This window comes from Mesorhizobium sp. WSM4976 (assembly GCF_029625685.1).
In the GTDB taxonomy this organism is placed as follows: Bacteria; Pseudomonadota; Alphaproteobacteria; order Rhizobiales; family Rhizobiaceae; genus Mesorhizobium.
This window is the reverse complement of the sequence record NZ_JARTVT010000008.1, coordinates 192,941-205,352: the sequence shown is the minus strand read 5'-3', so window position 1 is coordinate 205,352 and position 12,412 is coordinate 192,941. Positions and strand designations below refer to the sequence as shown.

Annotated in this window: 12 protein-coding genes and 1 tRNA gene; 8 read left to right on the top strand and 5 right to left on the bottom strand. The window is 63.4% G+C overall.

Annotation, left to right across the window (positions count from 1 at the left end):
• The first annotated feature begins 37 nt into the window (after window positions 1-37).
• Window positions 38-745 carry an SDR family NAD(P)-dependent oxidoreductase gene (locus tag P9272_RS12300; RefSeq protein WP_128257148.1) on the top strand — a complete coding sequence of 236 codons (708 nt, stop codon included), beginning with the start codon at window positions 38-40 and terminating at the stop codon, window positions 743-745.
• Between the two features lie 132 nt (window positions 746-877).
• On the opposite strand, the gene rpsA is transcribed toward P9272_RS12300, so the two are convergent.
• The 4 genes from rpsA to aroA form a co-directional block, all read right to left on the bottom strand.
• On the bottom strand, window positions 878-2,575 hold the full coding sequence (gene rpsA / locus P9272_RS12295) for a 30S ribosomal protein S1 (RefSeq protein ID WP_128257147.1): 1,698 nt from the start codon (window positions 2,573-2,575) through the stop codon (window positions 878-880).
• A 195-nt stretch (window positions 2,576-2,770) separates the two neighbouring features.
• Window positions 2,771-3,436, bottom strand: coding sequence for a (d)CMP kinase (cmk, locus tag P9272_RS12290; protein ID WP_128257146.1), 666 nt, complete (start codon window positions 3,434-3,436; stop codon window positions 2,771-2,773).
• 58 nt (window positions 3,437-3,494) lie between these two features.
• Window positions 3,495-3,845: a hypothetical protein gene (locus P9272_RS12285; RefSeq protein WP_128257145.1), complete on the bottom strand. Its 351-nt coding sequence runs from the start codon at window positions 3,843-3,845 to the stop codon at window positions 3,495-3,497.
• A 332-nt stretch (window positions 3,846-4,177) separates the two neighbouring features.
• Window positions 4,178-5,536, bottom strand: a complete 1,359-nt coding sequence (aroA, locus tag P9272_RS12280; protein WP_278160742.1) for a 3-phosphoshikimate 1-carboxyvinyltransferase — start codon at window positions 5,534-5,536, stop codon at window positions 4,178-4,180.
• A 194-nt stretch (window positions 5,537-5,730) separates the two neighbouring features.
• Between aroA and P9272_RS12275 the strand changes: the two genes are divergently transcribed.
• The 3 genes from P9272_RS12275 to P9272_RS12265 all read left to right on the top strand — a co-directional run bounded on the left by P9272_RS12275 (window position 5,731) and on the right by P9272_RS12265 (window position 6,889).
• On the top strand, window positions 5,731-6,126 hold the full coding sequence (locus P9272_RS12275; RefSeq protein WP_128257143.1) for a TIGR02300 family protein: 396 nt from the start codon (window positions 5,731-5,733) through the stop codon (window positions 6,124-6,126).
• 177 nt (window positions 6,127-6,303) lie between these two features.
• Window positions 6,304-6,379: transfer RNA gene (locus P9272_RS12270), tRNA-Ala, on the top strand.
• 15 nt (window positions 6,380-6,394) lie between these two features.
• Window positions 6,395-6,889 (top strand): hypothetical protein, encoded by a 495-nt coding sequence (locus P9272_RS12265; protein ID WP_278160741.1) that lies wholly within the window; start codon window positions 6,395-6,397, stop codon window positions 6,887-6,889.
• A 13-nt stretch (window positions 6,890-6,902) separates the two neighbouring features.
• Here P9272_RS12265 and P9272_RS12260 read toward each other — a convergent pair whose 3' ends face one another.
• A complete protein-coding gene (locus tag P9272_RS12260; RefSeq protein ID WP_128257142.1) occupies window positions 6,903-8,015 on the bottom strand; it encodes a lactonase family protein in 1,113 nt (370 codons plus the stop codon).
• 207 nt (window positions 8,016-8,222) lie between these two features.
• Here P9272_RS12260 and P9272_RS12255 point away from each other — a divergent pair, with 207 nt between their 5' ends.
• Genes P9272_RS12255 through P9272_RS12240 form a run of 4 tightly spaced genes read left to right on the top strand, consistent with a single transcriptional unit; the run spans window position 8,223 to window position 12,296 of the window.
• Window positions 8,223-8,774: a MaoC family dehydratase gene (locus P9272_RS12255; RefSeq protein ID WP_278160740.1), complete on the top strand. Its 552-nt coding sequence runs from the start codon at window positions 8,223-8,225 to the stop codon at window positions 8,772-8,774.
• Window positions 8,775-8,777: 3 nt separating this feature from the next.
• Entirely contained in the window at window positions 8,778-9,938 is a 1,161-nt protein-coding gene (locus tag P9272_RS12250; RefSeq protein ID WP_278160739.1) for a CaiB/BaiF CoA-transferase family protein, read from the top strand.
• Between the two features lie 20 nt (window positions 9,939-9,958).
• The gene (locus P9272_RS12245) at window positions 9,959-11,086 is read left to right on the top strand and encodes an extracellular solute-binding protein (RefSeq protein WP_278160773.1); all 1,128 of its coding nucleotides are present in this window, start codon (window positions 9,959-9,961) and stop codon (window positions 11,084-11,086) included.
• A 25-nt stretch (window positions 11,087-11,111) separates the two neighbouring features.
• Window positions 11,112-12,296, top strand: a complete 1,185-nt coding sequence (locus P9272_RS12240; RefSeq protein ID WP_278160738.1) for a substrate-binding domain-containing protein — start codon at window positions 11,112-11,114, stop codon at window positions 12,294-12,296.
• Window positions 12,297-12,412 lie beyond the last annotated feature (116 nt).

Sequence of the window (12,412 nt, the reverse complement as noted above, 5' to 3'; positions counted from 1 at the left end):
GATATAATCATAAAAAAATGACAGGAGCGGTCGAAGTATGACGGAAACGCTTAATGGCAGGCATGTCGTGATCACGGGCGGCACTGGGGCGCTCGGCGGCGCGGTTGTCGGCAGGTTGCTGGAGCAAGGCGCCATCTGCCATGTGCCCAATGCCCATGCGGCGGCCCCGCCGCATTTTCCCTACGCAGCCCATGCCAGCGTGCATCTGGCGCATAATGTCGACCTGTCGGATTCCGCCAAGGTCGAAGCTTTCTACCATCAGGTGCCCGAGCTCTGGGCCTCGATCCATCTTGCCGGCGGCTTCACCATGGCGCCGGTCGAAAAAATCGAGTCGGCCTCTTTCGCCGAGATGATGGACACCAACGCCCGCACGGCCTTCCTGTGCAGCCGCGCCGCGGTGCGCTCGATGCTGGCCTCCAACACAGCCGGCCGCATCGTCAACGTCACCGCGCGGGCGGCTCTGGAACCGCGCAAAGGTTCAGGCATGGTTGCCTATACGGCGAGCAAGGCGGCGGTCGCGGCAATGACGGTGGCGATGGCCGAGGAGTTGAAGCACAAGGGCATACTGGTCAATGCGGTGGCCCCTTCGACGCTCGACACGCAGGCCAATCGCGACAGCATGCCGGACGCCGATTTCAGCAAATGGGTCAGCCTGGAGGCCGCGGCCGAAGCGATCGCCTATCTTGCCTCGCCCGCCAATCAGGCCATGAGCGGCACGCTTGTCCCGCTCTACGGCAGGGCCTGACGGCTATCCCTCTTACGCAATTGCGGACGGAGAATCGCTGACACTTTTCCTGGAACTGCTCTCATATCCCGACAAAGAAAAACCCCGCCGGAGCGATCCGGCGGGGCTTTGTTGTTCGACAGGAAGCTTGGCTTAGTTGCCCTGCTTCTTCAGCGCCGCGCCAAGAATGTCGCCAAGCGAGGCGCCCGAGTCGGTCGAGCCGTACTGGGCGACCGCTTCCTTTTCCTCGGCGATTTCCAGCGCCTTGATCGAGACCTGCAGCTTGCGGGTCTTCTTGTCGAAGGCGATGACGCGGGCGTCGACCTTCTGGCCGACGGTGAAGCGCTCGGGGCGCTGCTCGTCGCGATCGCGCGAAAGGTCGGAACGCTTGATGAAGGTCTCGATGCCGCTGTCGACCAGCCGCACGTCCAGACCGCCGTCCTTCACGCCGATGACCTCGCAGGTGACGACGGCGTTCTTGCGCAGCTCGCCGCTGCTGGCCGCCTCGCCGACCGTGTCGCGGGCCAGCTGCTTGATGCCGAGAGAGATGCGCTCCTTCTCGATGTCGACGTCGAGCACCTGCGCCTTGACCATGTCGCCGCGATTGTACTCTTCGATGACCTGCTCGCCCGGACGGGTCCAGTCGAGGTCGGAGAGGTGCACCATGCCGTCCACGTCGCCTTCCAGGCCGATGAACAGGCCGAATTCGGTCTTGTTCTTGACCTCGCCCTCGACCTGGCTGCCGACCGGATGGTTGCGCGCGAAGGCTTCCCACGGGTTCTCCAGCGTCTGCTTGAGACCGAGCGAGATGCGGCGCTTGGCCGGATCGACCTCGAGCACGACCACGTCGACTTCCTGGGTCGTCGACAGGATCTTGCCGGGATGCACGTTCTTCTTCGTCCACGACATTTCCGAAACGTGGATGAGGCCTTCGATGCCCGGCTCCAGCTCGACGAACGCGCCGTAGTCGGTGATGTTGGTGACGGTGCCCTTGATCTTCTTGCCGATCGGGAACTTCGTGCCGATATCCGACCACGGATCCGACTCGAGCTGCTTCATGCCGAGCGAGATGCGGTGGGTTTCCTGGTTGATGCGGATGATCTGCACCTTGACCGTCTGGCCGATGTTGAGGATCTCGGTCGGATGGTTGACGCGGCGCCATGCCATGTCGGTGACATGCAGCAGGCCGTCGATGCCGCCGAGGTCGACGAACGCACCGTAGTCGGTGATGTTCTTGACCACGCCTTCGACCACCTGGCCTTCCTCGAGGTTCTGCACGATTTCCGAACGCTGTTCGGCGCGGCTCTCCTCGAGCACGGTGCGGCGCGACACCACGATGTTGCCGCGGCGGCGATCCATCTTGAGGATCTCGAAGGGCTGCGGGTTGTGCATCAGCGGGGTGACGTCGCGGATCGGACGGATATCGACCTGGCTGCGCGGCAGGAACGCCACGGCGCCGTCGAGATCGACGGTGAAGCCGCCCTTGACCTGGTTGAAGATGACGCCTTCGACGCGCTCACCCTTGGTGAACTTCTCTTCGAGGCGCACCCAGCTCTCCTCGCGGCGAGCCTTCTCGCGCGACAGCATGGCTTCGCCAAGCGCGTTCTCGATGCGCTCGACATAGACTTCGACGGTGTCGCCGACCTTGAGGGAAGATTCCTTGCCCTTGGCGCCGAATTCCTTCAGCGGCACGCGGCCTTCGACCTTGAGGCCGACGTCGATGATGGCCATGTCCTTTTCGATCGCGGTGATCGTGCCCCGGACAACCTGGCCCTCGCCGGAATGGCCGGCGGTGAAAGATTCTTCGAGCATGCTCGCGAAATCGTCGCGAGACGGATTAGCTACTGACATTGTTTCTCCTGGAATGCTCCGCGCGCTGGCGGAGCGGGCGCCGTGGGTTAGCGTTGCGTGAGCCTGCCGGCGTTCCGGGCTGAAGAGCCCTTGGCCGCTTTTGAAGCGGCAAGTCCGGCGCATGAAGAATGCTGGCAGGCTGGTTCGTGCCCGATATGGGTATTTTCGCCGCCCGAGGCAACCGAAAAAGCCCCATCAGGCCTTGTTTCTCTTGGCAAGGACCTCATCAACGATCGCCATCGCCGCCAGAAACGCGGCTTCTATAGCCATTTCGCTGGTATCAAGCAAGTGCGCGTCCCCCGCCGGCTTCAACGGCGAGTCGGCGCGACCCATGTCGCGCTCGTCGCGGCGCTCGATATCGGCGAGGATGGTGGCGAAATCGGCGCTGCCGCCCATGCTCTCGATCTCGGCCAGCCGGCGCTTGGCACGCACTTCGGCGCTCGCCGTGACATAGAGCTTGATGTCGGCGTCGGGGCACACGACCGTGCCGATGTCGCGGCCGTCGAGCACCGCGCCCGGCGGCGCCTTGGCAAAGGCCCGCTGCTTCTCCACCAGGATGCGCCGCACCGTGGGAATGACCGCGACCTTTGAGGCTGCTTCGCCTACCGCATGCGCCGACAGCACGGTACGGTCGAGGTTCGACAGATCGACTTGCCGCGCCGCGGTTTCCGCCGCCGAGACATTGTCGAGCGGCAGGCCGAGCTCGAGCAGCTTATGCGCGACGGCGCGATAGGTGAGGCCGGTGTCGAGCAGGTTCAGCCGGTAGTGGTCGGAGAGACGGCGGGCCAGCGTGCCCTTGCCCGCGCCCGCGGGGCCGTCGATGGCGATGGTGAAACCAGCTTCTGGGTCAGCGGTCAGCATGTTAGTGCTTGAAGCCGAGGCGCGGCCTTAAATCAAGGATGAAATTGAACGCTTACGATCAGGCCTTGTCGGTAACTGCTGCATCTTTCCTGCGCTGGCGCTCCGCCGAAAACGCTCTGAACAAGACGTAGGAAAAAATGCAAAAAGCCAACATGGCGAGGGCATCGGTCCAACCGATATTCTCGGACTTTAGGTATTTTGCCGGCGGCACCACGATGGAAGCGATGCACATGCAGCCCCAAAACCATTTGCCCACTAGCACATCGAGGTTACTGCTGGAGCTCAAAAGATCAACAAAGAACGCCGAAAGAGGGATGCGGGCAGGTAACGCTGCCTCGTGCGGAGCTGCGTTCAATATCTCCGCAATTCGATTTGTCATCGCGGTAATGACATAGACGCTAAGCGCCACCGCAACCGCACCGACCGCCACGGACGCGGGAAGCGGAAGGTCATCCTTAGTGAGGATAAAAATGATAACGGCTCCGAGAGCCAAAACTAAACGGAAGCGCGATACGTGTCGCGTTAAGGCGTTGGATATCTTCGAGTTGCTCTTTGGTCACAATCGCCGCGGGCTTTGTTGCCCCGCGCGAATATGCAAATCGACCGTCGGCCAGTTCTTTGACGGTGGTGATTTTCCCATCAGCCAAAAACAATTCGCAATATCCACGGCATACCACTGTCAGTGGGAATAATGCAGGCTGCAGATCAATACTTCCTTTACAGCGAGTGACCCTGCCAGGATCACTCGATCTCCGCGCCCAGTCCCTTCATCAGTCCCATGAATTCCGGAAAGCTCGTCGCGATCATGTTGGCGTCGTCGATCGTCACCGGCTTTTCCGTCGCCAGTCCCATGACCAGAAAGCTCATGGCGATGCGATGGTCGAGATGCGTCTTCACCGCCGTGTCCGGTCCATTGGGATGAGCGCCAAGCCCCTTGCCGCCCGGTCTGCCGCGCACGGCGAGCGAAGCTTCGCCCTCGGTGCAGTCGACGCCGTTGAGCTTCAGCCCATTGGCCACCGCCGCCAGCCGGTCGGATTCCTTGACGCGCAATTCTTCCAGGCCCTGCATCAGCGTCTCGCCCTCGGCAAAGCTCGCCGCGACCGCCAGCACCGGATATTCGTCGATCATCGACGGGGCGCGCTCCGGCGGCACCACGACACCCTTGAGGTCGGAGGAGCGTACGCGCAAGTCCGCCACGTCCTCGCCGCCGGCATTGCGCGGATTGAGGATATCAATCCGACCGCCCATTTCCTGCAATGTGAGAAGCAGGCCGGTTCGGGTGGGGTTCATCAACACGTTCTCGATCACGATATCCGAACCCGGCACGATCAGCGCCGCGACCAGCGGGAAGCCGGCCGAGGACGGGTCGCCGGGCACCGCGATGGTCTGCCCGGTGAGCTTGCCCTGTCCCTCGATCAAGATGTGGCGCACGCCGCGCTCGTCGGTCTCGACGGTCAGATTGGCGCCAAAGCCTTTCAGCATCTTTTCGGTGTGATCGCGCGTCATCACCGGCTCGATCACCGTGGTGATGCCGGGAGTGTTCAGGCCGGCAAGCAGCACCGCCGACTTCACCTGGGCCGACGCCATCGGCACGCGATAGGTGATCGGCGCGGCATGCTTCGGGCCACGCAGCGTGATCGGCATGCGGTCGCCGGGTGCCGCCTTCAGCACCTGCACGCCCATCTGGCGGAGCGGATCGAGCACGCGGCCCATCGGCCGACCCGACAACGAAGCGTCGCCGATGAAAGTCGTCTCCATGTCATAGGTGCCGACGAGGCCCATGGTGAGGCGCGAGCCGGTGCCGGCATTGCCGAAATCGAGCGGGCCTTCCGGCTGCAGCAGCGCGCCGTTCCCGGTGCCGCGGATCACCCATTCGGCGCCGTTCTTCTCGATATGCGCGCCCATCGCCTTCATGGCAGCACCCGTGCGCATCACGTCCTCGCCTTCCAGCAGGCCGGTGATGCGCGTCTCGCCCGAGGCAAGGCCGCCGAACATGAAGGAACGGTGCGAGATCGACTTGTCGCCCGGCACGCGGGCGGTGCCGGCAAGGGCAGGGGATTTGCGGGCCGTGGCCGGTTTAGCGGCGGCGGAATGAGACATTTTGTCTTCCAAATGAAAAGCCGGCTGGCCGGCCCGGTTCGTCGTGATGCGGCGGTCTCGTATCACGGCGCGCGGCAATGGTCATCCCCTTGGCGCAAGCCTTTGAAAAGCGGGTTTCGGGCGCATGTCTTTTGGCTTTGACAGCGCGGGAAACTGCGGTTAAGGGGACCCTTCTTTTTTTGACGAGGCCTGACGTGGCAAAAGCTGAACTTGGCACCAAGCGTGTCGACCCCGAAACGGGTCGGAAATTCTACGACCTGAACAAGGATCCGATCGTCTCGCCCTATACCGGCAAGAGCTATCCGCGCTCCTATTTCGACGAAGGCAAGATTTCCGCCATCGAGGAAGATGAGGAAGTCGCCGACAAGGAACTGGACGGCGACGAGGAAGAAGGCGCCGAAGTCGTCTCGCTCGAGGAAGCCGATGACGAGGCCAAGGGCGGCGGCGACGACCTTCCCGATCTCGGCGACGATGAGGACGATGTCGATCTCGGCGATGATGACGACGACACCTTCCTTGCCGACGAAGAGGAAGAGGACGATGACGTCTCCGACATGATCGGCGTCGGCGACGACGAGGACGAGGTCTGATTTAGACCTCGGCGCGATTGGTTTGCCGGCGATTTTCGCCTGTGACGAAAAAGCGGTCTTTCGAGGCTTGATCTTGACCGAAGGCGGCGCTAGAAGCCGCCAGCACTAAACGACGGCGCGGTTCCTGACTGCGCCGGATCTCTTCGCCGGAAACGGCGCCGGCTGACTGCCGGGAGTGGGGCCATAGCTCAGTTGGGAGAGCGCTTGAATGGCATTCAAGAGGTCGTCGGTTCGATTCCGATTGGCTCCACCAAACAGTCTTTCTCTGATGCTCGGCCTTACGGCATTCGCGCTCGTCGCCTGCCAGTCGACTCCCGAGACTCAGCCTGTCGCCGGCTCGCAGCCCGTCACCGATCCGCAACCGGCGCCAGCTGTCACGCCAGCTCCGGCCTTGTCGAATTCGGCGGTGCTCGATCAAACGGTGGCGGTCGTTCCGGCCGGCAAGGGCGTTCCGGCGAGATACGCCGCCTTCTCCGGCATCTGGGCGGGCCAGCTCAACGGCATGTATGACGGCAAGCTGGCGGTGCTGACGGTCTCCTCGGGCGGGCAGGTGACGGTGAGCTATGCTTGGGGCGACCTCGCCGACAACAAGTCGGGCGTCGCCGATGGCTCTGGCAGGATCGTCGGCAATACGTTGAAGCTCGGGCGTCTCCCGAACGGCGCCGACATCACTGCAACGATGCCGTCGCCAGGAACACTCAACGTCACCTATGCGCTCGCCGGTCAGACCTATGCAGGCACGTTCGCCCGGGTCAGCCAGTAGGCAACGCCAGCCGTTAGAATTGAGCCGGGTCCCGCGTGATCCGCACGCACATCGGCGTTCCGATCTCGATGGTCTGCCCGGTGTCGGTCAGCCGGCCGCTTTGCTCGTCGCGTGCGAAGATCGAGATGCGGTCGGCGTTCTGGTTGGCCGAGAACAGGTGCTTGCCGGATGGCGACAGCGCGACGTTGCGCGGCGTCGCGCCGCCGCAGGGCGTGAAGTCGACTGTGTGGAGCTTTCCCGACTGCTGATCGACGGCGAAGATGGCGACGCTGTCATGGCCCCGGTTGGAGCCGTAGAGGAAGCGCCCGTCCGGCGAGATCTGGATGTCGGCGCAGTGATTGTGCGCGCGTGCCTCTCCGGGAACCGCCGGCTGGGTGTCGATCAGCTCGAGCCTGCCGGAAGACGGCTCAAGCGCCAGCGACACGACCGTCGAGTCCAGCTCGTTCATGACGAAGACAAAGCGGCCGTTCGGATGCAGCGCGACATGACGTGGCCCGGCGCCGGGCGCGAGCATCGAGGACGCGAGCTTCACCAGCGCGCCGTCGGGCTGGATCCGGTAGGACACCAGCTGATCGATGCCGAGATCGGCGACGATGGCGACGCCACCCTGGATGGTCTCGGTGACGCTGTGCGCATGCGACCGCTCCTGCCGCTCGGCATTGGGGCCGGTCCCGGAATGCGCCACGCTTGCCAGCGGCGCGGTCAAGCCGCCGTCGGCCGCAAAGCCGAACACCGCGACCGCCTTGTCGGGGCCGCCGCTCCCCATGCCGTAATTCGCAACCAGAAGCTTGCTGCCGTCGCGAGTGATCATGTTGTGCGCGGTAATGCTGCCGAGCGATGGCTGCTTGTTGATATAGGCGAGTGAATTGGTGGCGCGGTCGAAGCGATAGGCCGTGACCGTTCCCTCGCGCCATGCGAAGACTTCGGAATTGGCATAGATCAGCGTCCCGTCCGGCGTCACCGACAGGAAGGTCGGATTGTCGACCTCATTGGTCTCGGCAAGTTCTTGAATGGCAAGCGTTGCCTCGTCGAAGGCGTAGACGCCGAGGCCGACGCCGCGCGCGCCCTGGAAATAGGGCGCCTCGCGGTTGAGGCTGCCGACAAAGACAAGACAGGCGCTTTGCATGATCTTCCTCCCATGGCTGGCGGCATCCTCCACGATGCTGGACCGTAGAAAATTTGGCCGATCGTCGCTTGCAAGGCAATCCCATATGTGAAAATATTATTCACAAAAGAAAATTGACGGGAGGAAAGCGATCATGCGACGTCTCGCCATCCGGCATCGTGCCCGGAAACGCTTTGCAGGCCGCACCGGAAGCTCCCGGAGAGGATCATGAGCGCGTTCTCGCCGACCGTCGGTGTCGCCTCGACGCATCCGGCCGACATGCCTGAGGCGCATGCCGACATCCCCGTCTGGAATTCGGAAAACTGGTTCTACGAGGACTGGCAGCCCGGCCACAAAATCCGCTCGCTCCGCCGCACCATCGCCGAGGGCGAAAGCCATTTGTTCAATACGTTGGTGCTGGACATCCACCCATACGTGCAGGATCAGTTGTTCGCCGAGAAGGAAGGCATCTTCGGCCAGCGGCTGGTGGCCGGCGCCTTCGTGTTCTCGGCCGGGCTCGGCCTGGTCGCCACCAACTGCGTCAACGCCTTCTCCTATGGCTATGACAAGCTCCGCTTCATCAAGCCGGTCTTCATCGGCGACACCATCTATTCGATCCGCACCAACCTCGACAAAAAGCCGCGCTACAAGGACATGGGCCTGATTCGCGCCAGCTATGAAATCTTCAAGGGTGAAGGAGAGCTGGTGCTCTACTGCGAGCATCTGCAGACGGTGAGATACAAGAACCCGGCCGATTTCGTCGGCAAGACCGAGAAGTGAACCGTGGCCGCTGACGCTGAACTTCCGCTGACCGGCCTCGTCGTTATCGACATGAGCCAGTTCCTGTCTGGTCCCTACTGTTCGTTGCGCCTGCTCGACCTCGGCGCGCGCGTCATCAAGATCGAGAGGCCGGACGGCGGCGACCTGTCGCGCCGGCTCTATCTCAGTGACACCGAGATCGGCGGCGATTCCACCATCTTCCATGCCATCAACCGCGGTAAGGAGAGCCTGGCCATCGACCTCAAGAACGAGGCCGACCTCGCCGCGCTGCGCGGCCTGATCGCCAAGGCCGACGTGCTCATCCAGAACTTCCGGCCGGGCGTCATCGAACGGCTCGGCCTCGACTATGAGCATGTCAGCACCATCAACCCGCGGCTGGTCTATGCCTCGATCAGCGGCTATGGCGAGGACGGCCCATGGGTGAAGCGTCCAGGGCAGGACCTGCTGGCCCAGGCGCGCTCCGGCGTGATGTGGCTCAACGGCGACGAGGAGCAGGGGCCGGTGCCGTTCGGCCTTGCCATAGCCGACATGCTGGCGGGCGCGGCCTGCGCCCAAGGCATCCTGGCCAAGCTGGTGCGACGCGGCATCACCGGCCAAGGCGGCCATGTCGAGACCAGCCTGCTCGAGGCGCTGGTCGATTTCCAGTTCGAGGTGCTGACCACGCATCTCAATGACGGTCGCCGCCTGCCGAAGCGCTCGTCCTTCCGCAGCGCGCATGCCTATCTCTCGGCGCCTTACGGTGTCTATCCGGCCAAGGACGGCTATCTGGCGATCGCCATGACGCCGATCCCGAAGATTGCCGATCTGCTCGACTTGCCTGAGCTCGACCCGTTCCGCGACAAGCCAGCGACCTGGTTCACTGCCCGCGACCAGATCAAGGCGATCATTGCCAAACGCATCGAGGCAAAGACCACCGATGAATGGCTGGCTATCCTCGAGCCCGCCGATGTCTGGTGCGCCAAGGTGCTGACCTGGCCGGAGCTGATGGAAAACGACGGCTTCAAGACGCTCGACATGCTGCAGACCGTGACGCGCGAGGACAATGTCTCGATCCTCACCACGCGTTCGCCGCTGCGCGTTGACGGCGCGCGCGCCAAGGTGGATCGCGCTGCTCCGCGTATCGGCGAGCACAGCGAAAAGATCCGTGCGGAGTTCGGCCTGTGAGCGGTGTTTCTTTGAAGGGGATGACCTGGAGCCATCCGCGCGGCTACGACCCGATGGTGGCGTGCTCGGCGCTGTGGCAGGAAAAGACCGGTGTCTCGATCGACTGGGAAAAGCGCTCGCTGCAGGATTTCGAATCCTTCCCGGTGGAGGAGCTCGCCCGCGCCTATGATCTGATCGTAATCGATCACCCGCATGTCGGCCAGATCACCGCCGAAAAGTGCCTAGCGCCGCTCGATGTGGCCGGACGCGAGGCGGAACGTGCAGCGCTGGCGAGAGGAAGCGTCGGCAAATCCTATCCGAGCTACACCTGGCAGGGCCGGCAATGGGCTTTCCCGATCGACGCCGCCACCCAGGTGCAGGCCTGGCGGCCCGATCTCATCGAGGCAGCGCCCACGATCTGGACCGAAGTGCTGGCGCTTGCCGAGGAGGGCCGCGTTCTCTTGCCGTTGCGACCACCGCATTCGCTGATGTGCTTCTACACGCTTGCAGCCGATCTTGGCCGGCCGTGCACGGTCGACGGTTCGGCCGACCTTGTCGATGGCGAGACCGGCGAAACCGCTTTCGAGATGCTGAGGGAGATCGCGGCGTTGGTAGACCCGCAATGCCTGGCGATGGACCCGATCGCGGTGTTCGAAAGGATGGTGGATGCCAATTCCCGCACCGCCTGCGCGCCGCTGATCTATGGCTATGTCCCCTATGCGGTGGCGGGTTTCCGGCCGCATCGCCTCGCCTTTGCCGATATGCCGGTCGTTGGCGGCAACGGTCCGCTAGGCTCGGCGCTGGGGGGAACCGGCATTGCCGTCTCCGCCTTCTCCGCCGCGCGCGAGGCGGCGATCGACTTCGCCTATTGGATCGCCAGCGGCGACGTGCAGCGCGGGCCCTACGCCGCCGCCGGCGGCCAGCCTGGCCATGCCGCCGCCTGGGAAGACGATGCGGTCAACGCGGCGACTGGCAATTTTTATCGCGGCACGAGGGCGACGCTCGAAGGCGCCTGGGTCCGCCCTCGCCATGACGGCTACATGGCGTTCCAACAGCAGGCCTCCGATCGTATCAACGAGGGCCTTGCCGGCAGGCAGGACGCCCGCCGCGTCGTCGCCGACATCAATCGCCTGTTCCGGGAGAGTTTCGCGCCGGCCGCCGCCGGTTAGTTTCACTGCACCAAGGGAGGAAAAAATGACCAGCCTGATACGCGGCCTGCTCGCCGCAACTGCCATAGTCTCGATCCCGTTCGCCGCCCATGCCACTGAGGTCAAGTCGGTGATCGACGGCTTGCCCGCCGATCTCAAGGCGCAATATGACGGCGCGCCGCAGAAGGTGCTGCCCTCGGCCTGGGACAATTTCACGCCGCCGCCCAAGCCGTGGAAATGGTGCCACTCGGAGAGCTACCAGGGCAATCCGTGGCGCGTCTCGGTGACCAAGGAACTGAAGCGGCTGGTCGACGGCCTCATCGCCGACGGCACGGTGTCGAGCTTCGAGGTGTCGGATTCGAACAACGACCCAAGCCAGCAGATCAACCAGATCCGCGCCTTCATCGACAAGAAATGCTCGATCATCACCTCGATCCCGGGCTCGGCGACGGCGCTCGACGATGCGGTGGACGCAGCCGCCAAGGCGGGCATCCCGTTCATCACGGCAGCGGGCTCCATCACCAGCCCCAACGCCATCAATGTCGATTCCAACTATGCCCGCTGGGGCTATGACATGATGACGGCGATCGGCAAGGCGAAGCCCAATGCCAGCGTGCTGGTGGTCGAGGGCATTGCCGGTCATCCGATCGTGGTCCAGGAAAAGCAGGGCGCCGACAAGGCGCTCGCGGAGAACAAAGGCCTCAAGGTCGCGCGCACCGTCAACGGCAACTGGACGGCCAACGTCACCAAGACGGTGGTGCTGCAGGCGATCGCCACCAATCCGGCGCCGATCGACGCGGTGTGGACGACCGGCAGCGAAAGCCGCGTCGTCGCCGAGGCCTTCGCTGAAGCCGGCCGCCCGGCGCCGCTGATCACCGGCTCCATTACCGGCGATGCGCTCGGCTACTGGAAGGCAAATCCCGACAAGTATCGCTTCGAGGGCCATGCCGTGCTGCCGGGCTGGACGGCGCAGACTTTGTTCCGCGTCGGCGAGCGCATGCTCGACGGTCAGAAGCCGAAGCTCAACACGCTGCTGATCCCGATCCCGCCGGTGCACGCCGCCGAGCTCGACAAATGGTACAAGGACTGCATGACGCCGGATGCCGTTTCGGTCTTTCCGGTGCCGCCGAGCGACCCGATGCCGGAGGACGTGCTCGACGCCTATTTCGCCAATCCCGCGCCGACCAAAGGCTGGGACTATTCCAAGGTGCCGGACGCCTGCGCCAAGTGACGTTTTATGAAGCCGGTTCTCGCTAGAGCAATTCCAGGAAAAGTGTGAAGCGGTTTTCCGTCCGGAATTGCGTCAAAACGAAAATATAGAGTGGTTCGCCGTGTCCGTGAAACGGT